Source organism: Flavobacterium johnsoniae (assembly GCF_030388325.1).
GTDB classification, from domain to species: Bacteria; Bacteroidota; Bacteroidia; order Flavobacteriales; family Flavobacteriaceae; genus Flavobacterium; species Flavobacterium johnsoniae_C.
In genome coordinates, this window is record NZ_CP103794.1 from 4,529,474 (window position 1) to 4,552,459 (window position 22,986).

Sequence of the window (22,986 nt, forward strand, 5' to 3'; positions counted from 1 at the left end):
AAATTTAATTACTTTTAGAATTTAGTACATTACAGATTTTACTTGCATAGTTATCCCAGCTGTAAGTATCAGCAAGTTGTTTTGCTTTTTTCCCCATTTGAAAAATTTTGCTTCTATTATCTAAAAACCAATTTATTTTTTCTGAAATGGCTTCAGGATTTCTAATTGGAACCAAAAAACCCGTTTCTTCTGCTTCAACTAAATCTTCTGCTCCTGTATTGGGCGTAATAATTATTGGCAAACCCTGACTCATAGCTTCTTGAATAACCAAAGCTCTACCCTCTACAATAGATGGAAGGCAAAAAACATCGCAACTTCTCATCAATTCTAATACTTTGTCATGCGATCTTGTAGGTTCATAAGTAAATTGTACCTGATCACTATAAAAAGAAAGTGGCGCAGCTAAAGAACCCAAAACAACCAATTCGACTTTTGAAGAATCTACTAGTTTTATAGCATCAAATAAATCGCCTAATCCTTTACGTTGTGTCATGGAACCAACAAATAAAACTCTTAACCTTTTGTTGGTATTCTTTTCTTGTAAATCAAATTGGTTGGAAGAAAAAGGCGTACCGAAAGGAGATTGAATAACTTTTTTGTCTTTTGCCCATTCTGGTAATGATTCTCTAACAAAATCACTTGCAACTACAATGGTATCAGCTAGTTCTAATTCTTTTCTTTTTCTTTCTAATTTTTGATTACTATCATTAATTCCTCCGCCTAATGTAAATGCCCAATTAGGTTTTCTTAGAGCTTCTTCATGCAGCAATTCTTGCAGAAGAGTATGATAGGCAATTGGCAAATCATAAATACATTCTAGCCCTAATTTCTTTGCCGCTTTAAAAGTTTCTAATGCTCCATCTTCATACGCATAAACAGCTGTTAAACCATTTTTTTTTGCGCTTTGAAGTTTTCTTGAAATTTTTCTATCCAAATTTTGATACACTCTATCTACACAGAAAATACCTGTTTCTGCTTTTGTTAAAGAATGCAAACTTAATTTTGAAGCAATCATTCTACCCAATTCATTTATCGGGTAAACTTCTGTATAGCTCTGCAAACCAGAATCATAAGAACGTCTTTTGATATCGCCTAAACCTTTAAAATTTGCTATTTTATGCCAGAAATTATTCGGAAATACCGCTATAGATGTATGAAATTGATATAATAATCCTTGAGTTAGAAACCCTTTTGCAATAGCACGTACATTACTATTTCCTGAAGGATGGGAAATAAGAATTTTCATGAGATGGATATTGATTTTATAAACTGATTTGCAACGCTATTCAAATCAAAACCTTGAACTGGTATTGGATTTAATTGCAAATTATTTCTTTCGTACTTAATAATGTTTGGAATATTATACTGCCCTTTTGTAGGTGTCCAATCTCTAGACACGCAAATAGCATTTATTTGATGTTCTTTATATGCAGCAAAAACACCACTTTTTTCACTCTGATAATAAGGAGTTGTAGAAATCCCGAAATCACTATTACTCAATACCTGAGATATCACATATTCTGGCTGAATACCTAAAACTTCGTAACGAATATTATAACTCTCCAATACCATTGTATAATGAGCCAACTCAGGGCCATTTTTACCAATGAAAACAAATTTTATAGGTTTATTAAATTGCCCAGAATTATTCATTAAATCTTCAATAAAATCTTCAAAAGGAGCTCCATTATGAATCGTTCCGAATAAAACAAACTGTTCAAATTCTCTAGCATCTTTTTTTATAGCCGTTAGCGGAATGTTACCACAAATTGGTAAAATTTCTGCATTAATATTCTGAGACTGAAGAAAGAATTGATATAATTTATTTTGTGTATTAACAAAATGCGTTTTAGTATTTTGAATTATTTTTTTTGCTATTAATTGCTGTAATCTACCAATACATTTATGTTTTAAAGAAGATTCTGCATCTATGCCGAGCCATAATTCATGAAACATAATATGCCATTTATGATTTCCTCTAATTTTTTTTAAATAAGAAGGCAACCAAAATGGTAATCCTTTTGGATTAAAACTGTAAGGAACATATTGTAATGAAATCCAATCAGGTTCAAAATCTTTTAAAATGGCTTGCAACCAAATTAAACGTTGCTTATTGGCAGTAGAAGCTGGAATTCTGTGTACCGTCACGGGAGTATCTTCAACAACCTGACTTTCTGTACTGTAATAAATAATCTGGTCACATAAAGCTAAAATTTGCGCCTTATGACCTGACTTTATAAGTTTGCCGCATAGTCGACGAGTATAGTCGCCTACGCCATCATTTCCAATTTCGGCAGAGCCACAAATAAAGAGAATGTCCATAGTATTGTGTACGTAAAAATTAAACTTTATAAAATCTTCCTAAAAATTTACTCATATTGATTGCCAATTGCTTTTTGCGTATTTTGGTCTTAGAATGTGCCGAAATCGGACTTTTACTATTTCTCCAATAAGCAACATCTTCCTTTCTAGGAATTCTTCCGTTAAAAAGTCTCGCAAAATGATTTACTTTCCAAGGTTTTAGACTTCCTAATGCATGAAACATGATTGCTTCTCCAGAAACGAACCCCATTCCGTCTTTTCCGACATAACTTACAGGACGATTGTAAGCTTCAATAGTCGCATTTAATGCATCTTGATCTGATTTATCAAAAAACTGAAAACCTTCCATTTTTACAATGGTTGAATTATGAGTTTGATTTAAGAAAATAGATTTATCCAGTCCGCCTATTGCATCTCCCATACTTTCTTGCAGTTTAACCCATAAGTGTAAGAATGCTATATTTTTTTTGACAACGCCAACAAAACCGCCATTTACATAAATTTGATTTTTGTACGTCAGGTCAATATTATAATTTTTAAAATAGTTTCTCCAACCTTGTCTGCGCGGGTGAAATTCTTGCAATGGCGAATTAATATCTTCACAAACTGCGACACCGCAATTAGCCCATTGTTCAAAACAAGCCCAAGAATCAATTACAACAATATCTGGATCAAAATAAAAAAGTGCTTCTGCATCCTTTGCTGGACCTTCCCACAATTCCAACATAAAATCAGGCTTGTAATTTGTTAAGCTATATCCTGTAGTTAATTCTAAAAAAATAAGTTGAATACCTTCAATAGGATTTAAAATAATGGCTTCATTCCATTTACCAATAGTTTCTTTTTTGCCTTCTAATGCCCAGCTAGGCAATACTCCTCGATAACCAACATAAATAGTACCTCGAAATCCTTTGTTATATAATGAATTCGAAAGTGCCGCTACCCCATAATGGTAATGTCCTTCAAATAATGTGCAAACAGATGAAATCATATTTTATGCTCTTTTTTTTATGAAACTGGCAGGGTTCTGCCTAAAAATGAATTGTCAGTATTTATTAATTTGATACTAAAACTATTGCTCTAATTAAGATTATAACTCAATAGTTTTTAATTTATATTTTCTTATACTGAAGTAGGATAATAACCAATTTTTCTAGCTAGTCTGCCCACATTATAATATATAGAAGAGGGCTTTTTTGAGTATAACATTTTTTTTAGCAACCAATCTTTATCAATTATTTTCATCGATTCCTTAAGAAACAGATTAGAGTTGGCTTCCTCACCTAATAAACGTTTAAAATATCCTTCTCTATCTTTAAAATCATTAATCAACCAAGTTAAAATAACTCCTTTTGATCTTTTAAAAGCTTTATTTGAAAGTGATTTGTCTATTGAAAATAATTTCTCTTGAGCTGATTGAAACATCAAAGGCCAACAATCTGTAGTTATCGATTGTGATTTTACTGCATCTTGATCAGGGTGTCTTCTCCAATAATTTATTGTTTCTTTTGTAGCGTATAAATTAAAATTCATTGCATTAGAATAGATCCAGAGCCAATCATTACCGCTATGAGGACTCGAAACGAATGGATATTTTAGTAGTGTGCTTCTTCTTGTAATAGTTAGTACAGGAAAACGTGGACCATTCAAAATCGCATCTTGCAATAATTCCTTTCCTTTCATCGGTCCTGGTTTGAAATGACGATAATAGATTGCATCTTTTTTATCATTTGAAAAAGTTGCAAACGAACCAAAAAAGACATCAATATTATTCTTTTTATTATACGCCTCTTCAAATAGTTTATATGCATTTGGCTCTATTAAATCATCACTGCATAAAATAGAAACAAAATCACCGGTTGCTTTTTGAATGCACTTGTTCCAATTAGCAAAAAGCCCAGCATTTTCTTTATTTTTAAAATACTTTATTCTATCATCATTAAATGAATTACAGATTCTCTCAAACTCGTCATGATTTGAATTATCATCAACAACTAATATTTCTGTAACTCCATCTACTAATAGTGCCGATTCTAAAGCGTTCTTAAATCCAAGAATTCTCATGTAAACCGGAATAGCAATTGTATATGTTGGTGCTTTCATAATAGTTTTTATTTAAGAGAAATATTAATGAACTTAATTATCTAGTTTAAATATTTTTAGAAAAGTAAATGTTCCATAAATTACAAGCCCCCATAGAGAACTAAATAAACTTAGCATCAATACTCCGTTAATAGTCGAAACATCAACAAAAAAAAGAGGAAAAACTGTACCGAAAATATTAAAAACCATAGTTAATATCGGATTGATAACCCAACCTCTAGAAGAAGAAAAAGATATAAAAATGCTAATACCTAAATTAACACAGCCAATTAAAACACTCAATATCATCTCATAAGATAAACCTTTATAGGATTTTCCTAAAACCATAAGTATTTGTTCTGGAAATATTGCGACCAATAAAAGTAAAATGCCACTAAGCAAAAGAATCAAACAAATTGTGTATAATACTTTTTTTAGCAAGTCATTTCTTTTTGGTGCTAATCTTGCAAATCGAGGAACGATTAATGTATTTATTAGTACACTAACAATATTTAATAGAACCGCTAATCTGCCTAAAGCTCCTAATTGTGCAACAGCTGTTGTATTTCCAAAAACAGAAATTAACCAAATTGTAATTTGTCCTGAAATACAAAAATAAATAGCTCCTGGAAGAATTTTTTTTACAATTTGCATTACTTCCTTTTCAACAGCAGGATCAGATTTTTGTGTTTTGTCTGCAAACTTATCTGCTATTTTTCGCAATTTAACGTTACCAATTACACGAGGTATTCCGTTAGCCAATAAAGCAATAAACGCCCAAGGAAAAATAAACATTGTTAATCCAAGAAACAAAAACCTCACAATACCAACTGAAACCTGATTTTTTTGTAACGATACAATATCTTGATGAAGTTTAGGAACAATTTCTAAAAGAGAATCTGATAAAGCTGCAAAGAATGCAGGAATCAAAGCACCAACAATAAGTAATGTAGTCAACCAAGAAGCATTATTATGAAGTAATAAATACATCAAAACTGGTGTAGCTACTAGTAAACTGCCAACGGCAAACTTACGGCGCAAATAAAGTCCAGTTGCAAGAACGGCACCTAATTTTTCTTTGTCTTGCCACACCTTTGCTCCTTGCGACATAATACCTGTAGAAATTCCTCCATCTGCCAAAATAGTCATCGTTCCTAACATCGTATTAGCTAGAGTATATAAAGCATATTCTTCTACAGGAAGTAAGCGTATTACTAATATTCCCGAAGCAAATCCTAAAGCTTGTATAAGAATTTGTGCGCTTCCTGTAATAGAAATCAATTTTCCCCAACTAATGATTGTTTCATACTTGGGATGCTGTTTTAATTTAATCAAAGTATCTTTCAAGAAAGTAGATTTAATAACGTTCAAAAACTTATTCTTTTTTCAAATGAAAAATTTTAGCCTTTTCCAATTCCTTTTATTTGGAAACCAATAGCTTTTAATTTTTCTGAATCCAGAATATTACGCCCATCAAATACAAAAGCTGGTTTATACATGTTGATATAAATCGAATTCCAATCGTATGTTTTAAATTCGTCCCACTCGGTCAAAACAGCTATTGCGTGTGCTTGATGTACAGCTTCTTCTGGTGATTTATATACAAAGATCTGTTTCAATTTCGATTCAATTTTTTGATCCGTAAATCCCTTTAATTCCCACAGATAGCTCATATCTGCTTTGACTTTTTCTTCAGAAACTTTAGGATCATAGACATGAATTTCCGCGCCATCTTCAATTAAATGTTCCGCTACATAAATTGCTGCAGATTCACGAGTATCATTAGTGTCTTTTTTAAACGCCCACCCTAAAAAAGTTATTTTTTTACCGCTTACAGTATTAAAAAGAGAAGTAATTATTTTCTTAGCAAAGCGGTATTTCTGATAATCGTTCAGAATTGTTATCTGTTCCCAATAATTTGCCACTTCAGGTAAATTAAAATAACGGCACAAATACACTAAGTTTAAAATATCTTTTTGAAAACAAGATCCTCCAAAACCAACTGATGCTTTAAGAAATTTAGGTCCAATACGACTATCCGTTCCAATTGCTGCGGCTACCTCATCGACATCAGCTTCTGTCGCTTCACATAAAGCGGATAAGGCATTAATTGAAGAAATTCTTTGTGCCAAAAATGCATTAGCCGTTAATTTAGATAATTCTGAAGACCAAACATTTGTAGTTAAGATCTGTTTAGGAGAAAGCCAATGTGAATAAACATCAACTAGAGCCTGAATCGCTTTTTTACCGCTTTCAGTTTGATTTCCACCTATTAAAACGCGATCAGCATTCAGTAAATCTTCAATAGCTGTTCCTTCTGCTAAAAATTCAGGATTAGAAAGCACTTCAAACTTAACTCCGTTTCCTGTATGATCTAAAATAGTTTGTAAAGTTTCAGCCGTACGAACAGGAAGAGTTGATTTTTCTACTATAATTTTATCATTTTTAGCTATTCTGGCAATTTGTCTTGCGCATAATTCGACAAATTTTAGATCTGCAGCCATTCCTTTTCCTTCTCCGTAATTTTTTGTTGGAGTATTTACGGCTATAAAAATCATGTCTGCAGCTTCGATTGCGCTATCAACATCAGTAGAAAAAAATAAATTACGTCCTCTTGCTTCTTTTACAACTTCGGCAAGTCCTGGCTCATAAACTGGTAATTTATCTAAATCTTCTTCGTTCCAAGCAGCAATTCGATTTTCGTTTAAATCGACTACAGTTACTTTTATTTCAGGACATTTTAATGCAATTACAGACATTGTTGGACCGCCTACGTAACCTGCGCCTAAACAACAAATATTTTTGATTTTCATTTAATTATCTTTTACGAGGCAAAAAATGTTTGTTTTCTTTTACTAATTTATTATTCAAAATAATTCATAATCGTAAAACCAGATTCTCTCAAAAGCTGTTCTTTTCTCATTAGCTTTATATCCGATTCCATCATTTCTTTAACTAATTCAGACAATTGATATTCGCATTCCCAGCCTAATTTTGTTCTAGCTTTAGTAGGATCTCCGATTAGTAAATCAACTTCTGTAGGTCTAAAATAATTCGGATCTACAGCCAATACTTCTTTCCCGATTGGCAATTGATAATCAGGATTACTGCAAGAAACAACAAAAGCTTTTTCTTCAATACCTTCTCCTTTAAATTCTAATTCAATACCAACTTCGGCAAAACTCATTCGTACGAATTCACGAACTGGAGTAGTTTTTCCGGTAGCAATTACAAAATCTTCTGGTTCATCTGCCTGAAGAATCATCCACATCATTCTAACATAATCTTTAGCATGTCCCCAATCACGTTGTGCATCCAGGTTTCCTAAGTATAATTTGTCTTGCAATCCTAAAGCGATTCTTGCTGTTGCTCTTGTAATTTTTCGAGTTACGAAAGTTTCTCCACGAATTGGCGATTCGTGATTAAATAAAATTCCATTACAAGCGTACATACCGTAAGCTTCTCTATAATTTACAGTAATCCAAAAAGCATACATTTTTGCAACCGCATAAGGCGATCTTGGGTAGAAAGGCGTAGTTTCTGATTGCGGTACTTCTTGAACTTTCCCGTACAATTCTGAAGTTGATGCCTGATAAATACGAGTTTTCTTTTCTAAACCTAACAAACGAACAGCATCAAGAATTCTTAAAGTTCCTAATGCATCCACGTTTCCAGTATATTCCGGAGTTTCAAAAGAAACTGCAACGTGACTCATAGCAGCCAAATTATAGATTTCATCTGGTTGAATTTCCTGAATTAAACGAGTTAAATTCGTACTATCACTCATATCACCATAATGAAGAATAAAATCTCTATTCTCTATATGTGGATCTTGATACAAATGATCAATTCTATCGGTGTTAAACAATGATGTACGTCTTTTTAATCCGTGAACGATATAACCTTTTTCTAATAAAAATTCACTTAAATAAGCTCCATCTTGTCCTGTCACTCCTGTTATAAACGCTGTTTTTCGTATTGGATTCATAATATTATTTAAGGCACAAAGGCATTATACTGCAATGTTGCAAAATTGATAAAATGTTAATTTTAAAGTCTTTAATTAAGTTTATAGATTACGTCTTAGTAACTTTTTTCTTTTAAACTTTCTATGTTTTCCAGAAACCAATTGTAGGTTTTTTGAATTCCTTCTTCCAAATCTACTTGGTGTTTCCATCCGATATTATGCATCTTAGAAACATCCATTAATTTTCTTGGCGTTCCATCGGGCTTGCTGTCATCCCAGATGATTTCTCCAGTATGACCGACAATTTTCTGTATTGTCGAAGCTAACTTTTTGATGGTTAAATCTTCTCCAGTTCCAACATTATATAAATGCTCTGGCAATTTGTTTTCTAAAGCAAAAACTACTGCTTCTGCCATATCGTCAACAAATAAAAATTCTCGCATTGGGGTTCCGCTTCCCCAAAGTATTACCGACGCATTATTGCTTTCTTTGGCTTCGTGAAATTTGCGAATCATTGCTGGCAAAACATGAGAACTGCTTAAATCAAAATTGTCATGAATACCGTATAAGTTGGTTGGCATTAAACTCACATAATCTTTATTGTACTGTTTGCGAATAGCCTCGCATAATTTTACACCAGTAATTTTAGCTAAAGCATACCATTCATTAGTTTTTTCTAAAGAAGCAGTCAATAAATAATCCTCTTTTAAAGGTTGTGGAGCCAGTTTTGGATAAATACAAGAACTTCCTAAAAAAATAAATTTATCTACATCTAAATTGTAAGCTTCACTAATTAGATTGTTTTGAATCTGCATATTTTCCATCAAAAATTGATACGGAAAATCATTATTTGCCAGAATCCCTCCCACTTTTGCAGCCGCGTCTATAATTACATCCGGCTTTATTTTTTGAAGAAATTCTCGAACTGCATTTTGATCTCTCAAATCTAATTCTTTACTAGATGCACCAACAAGATTGCTGTAACCTTTTGCAGTTAAGCTTCTCCAAATGGCACTTCCAACCATCCCTTTATGTCCAGCAATATATATTATCGCGTTTTTATTAATCATTGTTTTTTTTTATTATTTACAATTACAATAATGGTGAATCGATAGATTCTAATTGCTGATAAACCTGTTTTACTTCTTGAGAATTTTCCTTTTGTAATACCATCAAAGCATCGGCAGTATAAATCAGAATACAATTTTTTACTCCTATAAAAGTTGTATGCATCGAAGTTCCAATTACAATATTTCTATTAGAATCTATTGGATGACCTTTTTCAACCAAATAATCATAAACCGATTCAAAAGAACCAAGATCAGACCATTCAAATTGTGCAGGAACAACTTTAATTGCGTCGCTTCTTTCCATAACAGCATAATCTATGCTTATTGATGGTATATTTAAAGACAATTCATAATCTAGAAAACCGTCTTTATTTCCTTCCCAAGCCGTTTTTGACGCCCAATAAACTTCAGGTTCCTGACTAACAAGCTCCGCTAAAAACTTGCCAGCTTTGAAACAAAATAGTCCACTGTTCCAGAAATAATTTCCGTTTTCCAGATATAATGATGCTGTTGTTAAATTTGGTTTCTCATGAAATGCTATAACATTTTCATCTTCAAATTCGATATAACCATATCCAGTTTCTGGTTTAGTTGGTTTAATACCAAAAGTGACTAAATAATCTTGACTTGCAAGTGCAATTGCTTTTCGCAGAGCACTACTGTACAAATCATTACCATCGATAATATGATCAGACGGAGTAATTAATAAAATATCGTCTGGTTCTGATGCAAAGGCTGCAAATGCAATTGCCGCTGCAGTATTACGAGGAAGAGCTTCTACAATATGAGTAAAAGGTTTCTCGAATTTAGACATAATATCATTGCTCATTCTGTAATTCTCAATATTGCCAACTACTATAGTTTTATCAGAAATATTTAAATTACGAGCCACCGTTTTTTCAAAAAGCGACTCTCCGTCAAAAAGTTCAAGATATTGCTTAGGCAATGTCTTTCTGGAGAGAGGCCATAATCTACTTCCTACTCCTCCAGTTAAAATAACATGTGTAACGGTATTAATTTCCATTCGAATGCACTAAAACCTCTCTTTGATAAACTTCATGACGTAAATTAGTACTCGAAAATCGATGATCTCTAGTATTAAAATACAATTCAATTCCTTTTTCCTCGCAGTAAGTTCTGCCAGTAAAATCTCTCTCTTTATATTCGTCTCCTAAAATGCGCACATCAATAGCAAAGGCTTTCAAAATGTCCTCTAAATCTTGTTCTGTTGCATAAGGTACAATTTCATCAACAAACTTACATGCCTTAAGCTGTATGTATCTTTCGACAACTGTCTGAGTTGGTTTGTTTTTGGTCGGACGATCTAATGTTGGGTCCGTTTGCAAACCAACAATTAAGTAATCACAATGTTGTTTTGCTTCTTCAAGCATTTTAACGTGCCCTGCATGTAACAAATCAAAAGCACTAAATGTAATTCCGGTTCTCATATGCTTAATGTTTTAAATTAAAAAAATATGCTTGTTAATGTTGAATGCTTAGTAAAATTAACCATTTTATTATGTTTACAGGGCTTTTTTTTAAATTTTAAAAAAGGGTTCCCCGTGAATAGTTACATTATAACTACTCAAAAAATCAAATTATAAATGGTAAAAAAATCAAATTATCATCGATTTTGACTAACTGAAAATGATTAAAACTTCTAGAAAAAAACAAGAAATTTTGGTCATTATTATAGCACTAATTCTCAATAATAATTTGAGATAAAATTATAATAATAGGGCTAATCGAAAATCTCATTTTTGTTGCTAAATGTCCTTAATAAGGACAATTTAGTATAAAACTCATCTATTGTTTTCGTGTCTTAGATTTAAATTTACCACTTAGTTTACAGACCGAAAGTCTTGTAGATATTGACAATTTATAAAAAACTCTTATTTACATCGATTGCGAAATATTTCTTTTCTAAATGTTTGTATTTTAAAAAAGCAGTTACATAAAAGAATATCGTTTTTATAAAAATTTGAAAGAATACAAAAAGAGTTAAAAACAACATTTTCTATTAAAAAACTATTTAAAATTTTTACAGAATATGAAATGGTATGTAGTGTACACAAAACCTAAATGGGAAAAAAGAGCCGCAGAACAATTAACCAAATTCAATATAAACTGTTATTGTCCTGTTATAAAAAAGATACAGCAAAGATCAGACAGAAAGGTTAAGGTTGAAGTTCCGTTATTCAACAACTACATATTCGTGCAACTGCAAGAAAAAGACAGAAATTTAATATTTGATTCTCCTGGCGTGGTAAGATATTTATTTTGGTTAGGAAAACACGCAATCGTAAAAGATCATGAAATTGCGACTATTAAAGAGTGGCTTGATAGTGGAGATACTTCTCAAGAAATATCTGTTATGCAATATCAAATTGGTGATAAGGTACACTTAAATTCTGGACCTTTTTGTGATCAAAATGCTGTCGTAAAAGATATTACGAAAACACACTATGTATTGATTTTAGAATCTCTAGGTTATGTTTTAAAATTAAAAAACATAAATAATAAATCAGAAAAGAAAGAGCTGATTTAAAAGAATCATAAATCTTTTTCATTCTTTTTTTTATAAAAAAATAGAATGATTATATCTAAAATTTTAATTTTCTAATTGAAAAATTTGACTTTTTTTGATGCCAAGAATCTTAACTAATCGATCTAGTTTTGACAACTTAAGGTCGACCATTCCGTTTTCGATTTTCTCGTATGTTTTTACACTCATTTCCATTTGAATAGCTACATATTCAGGAGTATGATTATTCTGCAACCGATACTCTTTAATCTTTAAGTAGTAATTTTCCATGATTTTATTTTTTTTTATTTTAACCTATTAGCTTTATAACTTTAATAATTAATAAATTACCCAAGAAATATCATCTAGTTTCACTAAAAAAAATGGAAACATCGAATTTAAATATGAACTCAATTGAGACCTCTAAAACTTTTGAAATTTCTATCAATTTAGAAACTGTTAAATCAACATCACCTCTTTCGATTTTCCCGTAACCGCTGGTGCTCATTTTTAATTCCGCAGCTACGTACTCTCGGGTGAAGTTTTTTAATTCTCTTATTTTTCTAATATTTTCGTATACACTATATTTCATAAAAAATAAAAAAGTATAAATAATTCATATTTTAAAGCTACTGTCATCATAAAATAAAACTCTAAAAGGTTTCAAATTACATTCGCCTTATTATTTGTAAATAAATCACCTTTTAACAGTAACTATTCAATTATTAACAACGTTTAAAGCTAAATGACAGTTTTTCTTTATCATTCATTTTAATTTTCGATCAAAAATATAGAATGTTTTGACCATATAATAATAAATCTGTTCAACGGATTTTAAAATCCGATAAAATACACCATGTTGAGTTTTACGGCTTCTAGATTAGGTCAAAAATGACCGAAAAATATATTTTATAAGATAACAACCACGTAGTTTTACCTATGCAAAAGCCCTAAATCACTGGATTTTCGCACGAAAAATATTAGAAAATGAAATAGGAATTAAATTATCTCAGAATGACGATCTAACAATTTAAAATAAAACTGCATTTAAGAAAAACGATGTATTTGAAGATAAAGTCATTTAATGCATTTTACAGATCAATTTAATAAAGCAGAAAATCATTAAATACATCTAGTTTTATCTCGACCATTTAGAGCGTAAATAAATCTTCTAAAGGAAAAATTAATCTCTACTGAAGCAAAAAAGGTTCAATTTAAGCTATCTTAAATTGAACCTTTATTCTTTATATTATATTAACGTCTTTAGTTTATCAAAATCTTCTAACTTAATTTTGCTAAAAAAAACAATGCTAACAATACTTTATTTATTGTGTAACCAAAAATTGAGGATATGAATCTGATGATGAATTAATTATTACTGTTGGAACACCTGATTTTACATTAACTAGCAATTTGCTTAATGTTGGATTCGATAAAAATGTGCTATTCACATATACAGCAGATTCTAATCCGTATCCTTTATTTGCAGGAATATTAGTTACCACATTTCCTGTAATTGTTGAATTTACAATATGATTATTTAAGGTGTTATATACAACCGGAGAAAACATTGGAGAATTGTCTAAAAATTGGCATCCCTCAATATTGGTACTAATTGAATTAAATGTTGAACCCGTAATTCTATTATTATATATTTTAGAATTATAAATACAGAAAACATTACTTGTTATAATATTTGTACCTGTAAAATTTGTAAAATCACAATTTGCTGCTAAAGGAGCATTTTGCGCATTTAAAGCAAGCGCTATTTTACCGCCATCAAACTTGCAGTCTACCCATGCATCTAAATTATCTGCTCTTGTTGCTAGCATAGAAACCGATGTACCGCAATTTATAAATTGATTTTTATAGAACATTGTTTTGTCAACAAAGCTAGAAGTATCAATATCGTTGGCATAAGGAGTACGAGGATTTTGAAAGAATCCAATATTACAATTCACAAATCCTAGATTATCAAGGAAGTTATTGTCAAATCCTTTAATTTCCTTTAATTGTATACCATAATTTTGATCTCTAAAAACTACAAATTTCATGCTTTCATAAGACATATGCTGAGATCCGTAATCTTGCGACGCATATACTCCAACACTCCCGCCTTGAAGCGTCAAGTAACTTAAAATAAAGTTAGCATCTTGTCCGCCTGTAAGAGAGATTAAAGGAAAATCATCTGTTAAGCCCACGATAACTGTTTTACCTGTACCTTGACCTACAATACCATGATTAGAATCTACAGGAAGTTTTAAAGTAGAACCGATATAAAAGATTCCTTCAGGCAAGTCAGCCACTCCTTTAGTATTGATTAAATTTTGAAGATAACTTGTCTGATCAGGTTTACCTATCCTATTTGTTTTCCAATTCGCTCCCAGAGGATCTGGCAAAGTTTCCCATGATGGTCTAGCCCACGGAGTATATTTAGTTCCTAAAATAGAACTACTAAGATTTGCCAATATTGTAGAGTTAGATATTGCCGCTACCTGTTCAACACCATTATACTTTACTGTATTGCTTCCGTTTAGGTTTCCTTGCAAATCAAATCCTGTTACAGTTCCTGATTTTCTCACATAAGTTCCTGCTCCATTAACTACAAACATATTGGCTCTCGTAGACAAAACATCTGTTGGAAAATTCATCGCCTTATCTAAAAAGAAAACATTCGCAGCATCAATATCAAAAGATGGTGTTTTAACGGCAGAATAACTATTAGCACCATTAAAAGCTGTTATTTTTACGTTTCCTACATTATTAGCACTAATCATTGCTTTTGTTCCTTCTCCAGCAAGATTCCATCCTTCAGCATCTAAACCTACAAAAGTAAGCGAACGTAAACCATCAATATCAGTAGTATTTCCATGAGGAGTAAGGAAATTTGTATGCAAACTTACATTACCATAACTCGGTGTACTGCTATTTCCTTTCAGAACCAACATATTAGAACCACCTTGTGATTGGTGTTTGATAATTTTAGTATTCCTAATATAACCAGACTGACTGCAATCAATTCTAATAGGTCCGCTCATATTAATAAATGTATTGTTCTCCAGCATTACATTTGTACCTACTAAAGTTGCCCATTTAATTGATTTAAAAGTAATATTAGAAATTAATCCGCCAGATTGCAATGTAATTGTTTGATCTACAGGCGCAACAGATTCTAAAACTATGCCTGTACTACCTGCAGCAATTGTAACGGCAGAAATTCTGCTTTGTGTTGGATGCCCATATAATCTCTGATTACTTTTCATGACAATATTAACACCAGAATAATCACCTTTTTCTAATCTTACAGCACCATATTTATCCAATGCTTGCTGAATAGTTGCTTTTTGCGTTAAAGGCAACAAATAAGCACTAAAATAAGCTGTTTCTTCAACTTGATTGTTTACAACTGGTGTTTCAGGAGTTGTTTTAACCGGAGCCTCATCTATTGCATAATGATAATTCTGAGAAAAACCAACCGTTGAAAGAAGTAAAAAATAAATTAAATGTTTCATTGTCCTGATATAATATAGGAGTTTGTTCCCGTTTTTCTAAGAAATCCAAATCTCACGTTTCCAGCTGTACTTGTAAATTTAGCGCTTCCTGATGCAGTGTAATTTAGTGTAACTCCAGAAGCTGCCTGTACCGTCAACACTGCACCATTGTGAGCTTCTAAGTTAATGGTTTCACCAACTGCCATGCTTCCAAAATCTGCTGTTAAAGTCAAAGTTGATGCTGTTGTACACTCTATTGTATTATTTACATCACCAGCAGCAATATTTCTTGAAGAAGTAAATGCCACGATAGCAGATCTAAACGGAGTGCTTGAAGTTCCTCCCGCAGTTTTAGCATACAAAGCATACGGAACACTTAAAAGTTGTGTAACTCCAGTAATATTAAAATTACTTCCTCCTTTTACATCCACTTGTGTTTCTATATAATAAGGACCTTTATCCCAAGCTATTTTACTAAAATCACCTGTTACAATAGTTCCAGTTCCTATTTCTAAAGAAACCAAACCATTCGCGTTTGTAGTTGGAGAATGTGTTTCCTGATAAACAACGGTTCCCGTTGCGGTGCTTTGATGCACAATCACTTTTAGGCTTATCTTCGAATTAACAACCAAGCTATTATCTTGTGCACGAATGATTGCCTGATAACTCATTTTTTCAGGTGATTGTGCAAATACCTTAAGCGATACAGTTATAAATAATAATATGAGGGTATGTGCCAGTTTCATTAGATCTTCCGTTTTAATTTTTAATTATTTTAAATGATTTCAAAATCTTATTATCCACATATACTACAAGTATATATATAGATGGGCTAAGATTATTTAAACTGACTTGGGTATCAGCTTGATTGATTGTATTTTGTTTTAAAAGCCTTGCTTGGATATCGTAAAGTCTGTACGATCGCTGTCCACCTTCCAATTCTATTCCATTCATACTTATATTAACAAAGTCTGCGGTCGGATTTGGGTAAACAAACATTTCAGCTTTAGCAGGTTCTTCTACATCTGGGGTGTCTAATGTTTCGTCTTTAACTTGCTGTTGAATTCCTTGAGCTACATTGTAAACGGCATCCACTCCCATATAAGTGTAAAATACTTGCCCGATTGAATAAGCTACTGTTCCAGAAGTTCCCGTTGCATTGTTTCCAGACGTAATTATAGTTTCCATTAAATTATCATTACTTTGACTAATTCCTACAAAAGGAACGAAAAACATCATTATAATGATTAGGTTTATATGTCTCAAGCGCGGATACTTCACAGTTTATTATTCTTAGATTATTTTATAGTGCAAAAATATTTAATTTCAAAAAATAATCGATATAATAAAACTTATTTCCGATAATCTGCATATAATGTAGTATTTTAGTGACTATTTACTTACATTGAAAAAGTTAAAAAAACGCTTAAAATTTTTGATTCGCCATTTTGAAAATCACAATCCGATTCAGATAAATTGTAACACTAAATATTCTTTGGCTTTTAATCTTTAGTAGGAAGATTTACAAAATAACGACGATTTATTTGTTTAATTATACACATCCATGCTTTTTATTTAATTTTTAATACAGGTACTTATATTATCTGAATTTGATAATATTTAACCATTAAAATCATAAATAATTCACTCAAACACTTTCTATCTAATTGATTTACAAATATTTAAATTTCCTTATTAAGGATATTTCGTCCTGATTTGTACAATTGATCACTTTTAGTAGATTTTAGTAAAAGAATAAGAGACGAAAAGAAGTGAAAAGTGCTTTAGAAAGGACTAAATAAACATCAAAAGGAGGCAATTAAGACAAAAATTAGTTTTGAAATTCTACTTCATATTTTTTAATAAAACTTGTCCTATTCAATTCAAAATATGCCATTCATCGAGAATAATGGCTTTATATAGAAAATGCGCGTTTTACTGAAATATTTTTCCTTTTTTTGATCATCTTATTGAATAATAAGTGATAAAATCTATTTAAACATAGAAATAAAATAAAGGCCAAAACTAATTAAATTCTTACATGAAGTAATTGATAAGCGAACAAAGCTTTAATGAAAAATGTAATCTTATTCCGCTAAATAATTAAAAAAAACACGATTAAAAGTCTTGTTTCTTTTTTTAGTCCAACGCCAATATTACCATTTTATTTTACTCAACTTTAATTTTAAGACAATTAAAATGAAAAGATCTAACAATGACAATTCAGACAAAGAGATAAATGGAGCAAAGATGGTGTATCCAAAAAATGCCCTCCATGAACTTTTTGCTCTGCAAGCGGAAAAATCACCAAGTGATATAGCATTAGAATTTGGTGATGAAAAGATTACATATGCATCATTAGCAAATAAGACTAATCAGATAGCGAATTATTTTTTAGCGCAAGGATTAAGTCCTGGACAATTTGTTGCAGTATCGATGGACAGAAGCCCCAATTTAATTGCTTCACTTTTGGCTATTTTGCAATGCGGAGCGGCTTATTTACCATTGGATCCTAAATTTCCAACAGAAAGACTAGAATTTATGCTTGAAGATTCTGAAGCCGCATTTTTGCTTACTACAGAATCTCTTTCTCATTCTTTACCAAAAAGTTCAAAAACTATATTAATTGAGGATATATTATCTTCATTAGAACAATATCCTTCTACACCACTATCAATTACGGTTGCACCAGAAAAAGTTGCTTATATAATGTATACTTCTGGTTCTACCGGAAAACCAAAAGGTGTAACTGTAACGCACAAAAATTTAGTAAACTTTCTTTTTAGCATGGCAATTGAGCCAGGTATTGAACCAGCAGATAAACTGTTATCGATTACAACCATCTCATTTGATATTGCAGGATTAGAATTATTTTTACCATTAATTAAAGGTGCGTCTGTAGTTTTTGCTGATTACGAAACTACACGCGACGGTCAGCTTTTATTCAATCTTTTACAGAAAAAAGAAATCACAATATTACAGGCTACACCAACTACATGGCAATTGCTTTTAGATTTTGGCTGGAATACGCCTCTTCCTATAAAAGCTCTTTGCGGCGGAGAAGCTATGCCTTTAAATCTTGCACGTTCTTTAACTGCAAGATGTAATTCTCTTTGGAATATGTATGGCCCGACTGAAACCACGATTTGGTCTGCCGTAAAACAAATTAAAGCCGAAGACGAATTAATTACAATTGGATTTCCTATTGCAAACACGCAGATTTATTTATTAGATGAAAATCGTAAAGTTGTTGAAGATGGAGAAATCGGAGAAATTGTAATTGGCGGAGACGGAGTTGCAGAAGGTTATTGGAAACGTGACGAACTTACTGCTGAAAAATTCATCCAAAATCCGTTTTCAGATAAAAAAGATTCTATTCTTTACCGCACTGGTGATTTAGGAAAATTACTTCCGAATGGCGAATTGCAATGTTTAGGCCGTATCGATCATCAAGTAAAACTTAGAGGACACCGAATTGAATTGGGCGAAATCGAAGCAACTTTAAATACAATTTCTGGCATTAAACAATCTGCCGTAATTGTAAGCAGACATTTTGGAAATGAAGATAAACTAGTAGCTTATCTGAAAACCAGCGGAGAATCTGGAGATGAAAAACAGATTCAAGAAGCGCTTTCTAAAGTTTTACCAGATATTTTAATTCCATCAAAATATATTTGGGTTGAAGAATTTCCAATAACACCAAACGGAAAAATCGATAAAAAGAATCTTCCTCTTCCAGAAAATACCAGATCAGATTCTGCTGTTCTTTATAAAAAACCAACTACTAAATTAGAAAAAGAGATTGCAAAAATCTGGAGCGAAGAATTAAAAATAACAGAAATAGGCATTGACGATGATTTCTTTGATATTGGAGGAAGTTCTATTCTTGCTCAAAAAGTAACAACATCTATGAAACAGCTTTTATCTGTAGATGTTCCTGTTTCAAAAATCTATATTCATCCAACAATAAAAGAACTTGCTTCTATTTTAGAAGAACAAAATGGCACAGAAGAATCATTTGAATTTAAAGCACCAAATCATTATGGAGGCTCTGCAGATATTGCCGTAATTGGTATGGCAGGAAGATTTCCTGGTTCTGATACGATAGAAGAATTGTGGGAAAATCTTAGAGATGGTAAAGAAACTATTTCATTATTTACAAAAGAAGAACTAGACAGCAGTTTGCCAGAAAGTCTTCGAAATGATCCGCTTTATATTGGTGCAAGAGGAGTTTTGCCTTCTGCAAAAACATTCGACCCAAGTTTCTTCGGATTAAATCCGCAGCTTGCCGCAGCAATGGATCCGCAAATCAGAGTATTTTTAGAAATTTCATTTGAAGCACTAGAACAAGCTGGACATCTTCCTAAACATTATAAAGGAAGCATTGGCGTTTATTCTGGAAGCGAAATCAATACCTATTACGAAAACAATATTTTTTCGAACAAAGAACTAAAAAGTTCGATCGGAGAATTACAAATTTATACTGTCAACGGAAAAGACTTTATTGCACCGCGTACTTCTTACCATTTAAATTTAAAAGGACCTTCTGTAAGTGTTCACTCTGCTTGTTCTACTTCTTTATTGGCTGTTGCCGAAGCTGTAAAAGCAATCAGAACCGGAATGTGCGATGTAGCTCTTGCAGGCGGATCGAGCGTAACTTGTCCTATAAATAGCGGACATCTTTATGACGAAGGTTTTATAAAAAGTCCTGATGGTTCTACTCGTTCTTTTGAAGCTTCTGGAAAAGGAACCGTTTTTAGCGATGGCGCTGGAGTTGTTTTGCTTAAAAGATTAGAAGAAGCAGAAAAAGATGGCGATATCATTTATGGTGTAATTAAAGGTGTTGGTGTAAATAATGATGGCGGAGACAAAGGAAGTTTTATGGCTCCAAGTCCAAAAGGTCAGGCTGGCGCTATAATTAATGCATTTAATGATGCGCAAATTTCGCCTTCTACAATTTCTTACATGGAAGCGCACGGTACTGCAACGCCAATTGGAGATCCTATAGAAATTGAAGGTCTTAAAATTGCTTACGGAAAACAAGAAAAAAACAACTATTGTGCTTTAGGATCTATAAAAAGCAATATGGGGCACACGACGGCTGCTGCTGGTGTCGCTGGATTAATAAAAGTATTATTAGCCATGCGTCATAAACAAATACCGCCAATGGTGAATTTTGAAAAACCAAATCCTAACATTGATTTTGATAATAGTCCTTTTTATATCAATAATAAATTAATAGAATGGAAATCTGATGGAATCAGAAGAGCTGGAGTTAGTTCTTTTGGAATTGGAAGCACAAATGTTCATGTTATTGTTGAAGAATATGACAAAGAACCTATACCTTCTTCAACTGGAAGACCAATGGATATTTTAATGTGGTCTGCAAAAAGTCAAAATAGTTTGTTAGGCTATGAAAATACATTAGGTCATTTTATTGATAAATCTAAAGAAACACCTTTAGCAGATATTGCTTATTCTTTAAACATTACAAGAGACGATTTTAATCATAGAAGTTTTCTACTTGCCGATTCTACAACAGATGCGGCTGAAAAATTAATTTCATTAAAAGCCAAAAATACTAAATCTTCAATATTAAAAAGTGTGCCTAGCGAATTAGGATTTCTTTTCCCTGGACAAGGATCACAATACTTGCAAATGGGCAAAACGCTTTACGATAACGAAAAAGTTTATCGCGAAGCCGTAGACAAATGTGCCGAGATGTTAATGGCAGAATTAGGATTAGATATTCGTGAAGTTCTTTACCCGAAAGACCATTTTACTGATGCAGAAGAACTTCTTAGAAATACTCGTTTAACGCAACCTTCTTTGTTTGTTACCGAATATGCTTTAGCGCAATTATGGATGAGCTGGGGAATAAAACCAACTTTCCTTTGTGGTCATAGTATAGGAGAGTTTGCTGCAGCACATTTAGCCGGAATTTTAAATCTAAAAGATGCATTGCATATTGTCGCTGTAAGAGGAAGATTAATCAGCCAATTGCCAGGCGGATCGATGCTGATTGTTCGTGTGCCAGTAGAAACATTGAATGAATTAAAACCAGATACACTTTCTATTGCGGCTATAAACTCAAAACAGTTTTGTGTTGTATCTGGAAAAAAAGAAGATATCGCAAGCTTTAATCAAGAACTTGAAGCTAAAGAAATTCCAAATAGACTTCTTAACACAAGTCATGCCTTCCACTCTTTTATGATGGAACCGATTTTGGATGACTTTAGAAATGAGTTAGAAAAAATAAAATTGAATATTCCTAGATTACCAATTATTTCGACTGCAACAGGAACTTGGCTTACCGATACAGAAGCTACAGATCCGACTTATTGGGTAAATCAGTTAAAAAACACGGTTCATTTTGCGGATGCAATGGACACAGCATTCGAACTAGAAGATTTTGTTTTATTAGAAGTTGGTCCTGGACAAACTTTGATTACTTTGGCGCGTCAGCAGGCTGCTGGTAAAATTATACCTGCATTTCCGAGTATCAATTTCCCTAAAGATGAAAATGATAATGAATACACTACATTATTAACTGCGTTGGGCGAATTATGGTTACGAGGCATAAATCCTGACTGGAAATCATTTTACGGTCAGCAACAAAGACAAAAAATAGAATTGCCAAATTATATTTTTGACCGTAAACCTTGTTGGATCGAACCTTTAGGCATTGTAGAAACAATAGTTCCTCAAAAAGAAGTTGTTTCTGAAACACCAATTATTTCAATAGAAACAGAAAATAAAACAGCCGATTCTCAACATTCTAGAAAAGACGAAATTCTTTCTAAAATTTCAGATATTATAAAAAATGCATCTGGAATAGTGTATGAATCGGAGTCTTCTTCAAATACTTTCTTAGAGTTAGGTTTAGATTCTTTATCGCTTACGCAATTATCAGGTAAACTGAAAAAAGAGTTTGATTTGCCAATTACTTTTAGACAATTAAACGAAACTTACTCAACTCCTTCGCTTCTAGCAGATTATATAGAACTTAATCTTCCTCAAGAAGTTACAGCTGTAGTAAAAGAAGTCGAAAAAGTTGTAGAAAATGTTGCGACTCCAAAAGTTTCACAAAACGGTACACAATTATCATCAAATCAAAGTCAGATTTCTTTAGAACAAATTGTTCAGCAGATTCAGCTTTTGAGTCAGAAAGTAGATCAGCTACAGAATTTTCAAAGTACTTCTGTAAACGGAAATTCTTCATTTGTAAATCTAAAAGCAGAAAATTTTGATGTTTCTAAATTCAACAATGAACTCAAACCCGAAACCAATGGTTCTGCAAAAACTAACGGAAATTCTGCGAATATTTCGGCATTTCATGATCAAGAGCGATTTGAAAACAACAATTATGAAAAGAAATATACGATAAAATCAAATGAACCGCCAGTGCAAGGAAGCAAACTCGGAAGAGATGAAAGCGGAAATCCTGCATGGTTTATAGAAGATCCAAATGAGAACGGAAGTTTCGTTAAGATTAAGCTATAAGAATCGAAAAAAAAAGATAGTTAATAT

General features: G+C 32.3%; 17 protein-coding genes. 2 read left to right on the top strand and 15 right to left on the bottom strand.

The features are described from left to right. Positions 1 to 4: 4 nt before the first annotated feature. From NYQ10_RS19195 to NYQ10_RS19240, 10 genes are all read right to left on the bottom strand, one after another. Complete coding sequence (locus NYQ10_RS19195) at positions 5 to 1,246, bottom strand: glycosyltransferase family 4 protein (RefSeq protein ID WP_289877840.1); 1,242 nt, start codon at positions 1,244 to 1,246, stop codon at positions 5 to 7. After that, the gene (locus NYQ10_RS19200; protein ID WP_289877841.1) at positions 1,243 to 2,322 is read right to left on the bottom strand and encodes a glycosyltransferase; all 1,080 of its coding nucleotides are present in this window, start codon (positions 2,320 to 2,322) and stop codon (positions 1,243 to 1,245) included. The genes NYQ10_RS19195 and NYQ10_RS19200 overlap by 4 nt, the downstream gene beginning before the upstream one ends. Positions 2,323 to 2,341: 19 nt before the next feature. Further along, positions 2,342 to 3,313, bottom strand: a complete 972-nt coding sequence (locus NYQ10_RS19205) for a hypothetical protein (protein ID WP_289877842.1) — start codon at positions 3,311 to 3,313, stop codon at positions 2,342 to 2,344. Positions 3,314 to 3,444: 131 nt separating this feature from the next. Continuing rightward, the gene (locus NYQ10_RS19210; protein ID WP_289877843.1) at positions 3,445 to 4,425 is read right to left on the bottom strand and encodes a glycosyltransferase family 2 protein; all 981 of its coding nucleotides are present in this window, start codon (positions 4,423 to 4,425) and stop codon (positions 3,445 to 3,447) included. Positions 4,426 to 4,458: 33 nt separating this feature from the next. Next, positions 4,459 to 5,775 carry a polysaccharide biosynthesis protein gene (locus tag NYQ10_RS19215; protein ID WP_289877844.1) on the bottom strand — a complete coding sequence of 439 codons (1,317 nt, stop codon included), beginning with the start codon at positions 5,773 to 5,775 and terminating at the stop codon, positions 4,459 to 4,461. 29 nt (positions 5,776 to 5,804) lie between these two features. Further along, positions 5,805 to 7,217: a UDP-glucose 6-dehydrogenase gene (locus NYQ10_RS19220; RefSeq protein ID WP_289877845.1), complete on the bottom strand. Its 1,413-nt coding sequence runs from the start codon at positions 7,215 to 7,217 to the stop codon at positions 5,805 to 5,807. A 50-nt stretch (positions 7,218 to 7,267) separates the two neighbouring features. Then, a complete protein-coding gene (gmd, locus tag NYQ10_RS19225) occupies positions 7,268 to 8,392 on the bottom strand; it encodes a GDP-mannose 4,6-dehydratase (protein ID WP_289877846.1) in 1,125 nt (374 codons plus the stop codon). 95 nt (positions 8,393 to 8,487) lie between these two features. Further along, entirely contained in the window at positions 8,488 to 9,441 is a 954-nt protein-coding gene (locus tag NYQ10_RS19230) for a GDP-L-fucose synthase family protein (protein ID WP_436836295.1), read from the bottom strand. A 22-nt stretch (positions 9,442 to 9,463) separates the two neighbouring features. Then, positions 9,464 to 10,465: a mannose-1-phosphate guanylyltransferase gene (locus NYQ10_RS19235; protein WP_289877848.1), complete on the bottom strand. Its 1,002-nt coding sequence runs from the start codon at positions 10,463 to 10,465 to the stop codon at positions 9,464 to 9,466. Next, a complete protein-coding gene (locus tag NYQ10_RS19240; protein ID WP_184162518.1) occupies positions 10,455 to 10,889 on the bottom strand; it encodes an adenylyltransferase/cytidyltransferase family protein in 435 nt (144 codons plus the stop codon). Before NYQ10_RS19240 ends, NYQ10_RS19235 begins: the two co-directional genes overlap by 11 nt. A 602-nt stretch (positions 10,890 to 11,491) precedes the next feature. Here NYQ10_RS19240 and NYQ10_RS19245 point away from each other — a divergent pair. After that, complete coding sequence (locus NYQ10_RS19245; RefSeq protein WP_289877850.1) at positions 11,492 to 11,989, top strand: UpxY family transcription antiterminator; 498 nt, start codon at positions 11,492 to 11,494, stop codon at positions 11,987 to 11,989. A gap of 63 nt (positions 11,990 to 12,052) precedes the next feature. Here the strand turns inward: NYQ10_RS19245 and NYQ10_RS19250 are convergent, their stop codons facing one another. The 5 genes from NYQ10_RS19250 to NYQ10_RS19270 all read right to left on the bottom strand — a co-directional run bounded on the left by NYQ10_RS19250 (position 12,053) and on the right by NYQ10_RS19270 (position 16,737). Beyond that, entirely contained in the window at positions 12,053 to 12,256 is a 204-nt protein-coding gene (locus NYQ10_RS19250; RefSeq protein WP_184162524.1) for a helix-turn-helix domain-containing protein, read from the bottom strand. Between the two features lie 70 nt (positions 12,257 to 12,326). After that, positions 12,327 to 12,557 carry a helix-turn-helix transcriptional regulator gene (locus tag NYQ10_RS19255; RefSeq protein WP_144219045.1) on the bottom strand — a complete coding sequence of 77 codons (231 nt, stop codon included), beginning with the start codon at positions 12,555 to 12,557 and terminating at the stop codon, positions 12,327 to 12,329. A 733-nt stretch (positions 12,558 to 13,290) separates the two neighbouring features. Further along, the gene (locus tag NYQ10_RS19260) at positions 13,291 to 15,477 is read right to left on the bottom strand and encodes a hypothetical protein (protein WP_289877852.1); all 2,187 of its coding nucleotides are present in this window, start codon (positions 15,475 to 15,477) and stop codon (positions 13,291 to 13,293) included. Continuing rightward, positions 15,474 to 16,202, bottom strand: coding sequence for a hypothetical protein (locus NYQ10_RS19265; protein WP_289877853.1), 729 nt, complete (start codon positions 16,200 to 16,202; stop codon positions 15,474 to 15,476). Before NYQ10_RS19265 ends, NYQ10_RS19260 begins: the two co-directional genes overlap by 4 nt. 13 nt (positions 16,203 to 16,215) lie before the next feature. Then, positions 16,216 to 16,737 carry a T9SS type A sorting domain-containing protein gene (locus tag NYQ10_RS19270; RefSeq protein WP_289877855.1) on the bottom strand — a complete coding sequence of 174 codons (522 nt, stop codon included), beginning with the start codon at positions 16,735 to 16,737 and terminating at the stop codon, positions 16,216 to 16,218. 918 nt (positions 16,738 to 17,655) lie between these two features. On the opposite strand from NYQ10_RS19270, the gene NYQ10_RS19275 reads away from it, so the two are divergent. Beyond that, positions 17,656 to 22,959 carry a polyketide synthase gene (locus NYQ10_RS19275; protein ID WP_289877857.1) on the top strand — a complete coding sequence of 1,768 codons (5,304 nt, stop codon included), beginning with the start codon at positions 17,656 to 17,658 and terminating at the stop codon, positions 22,957 to 22,959. The last annotated feature ends 27 nt before the right edge of the window (positions 22,960 to 22,986 follow it).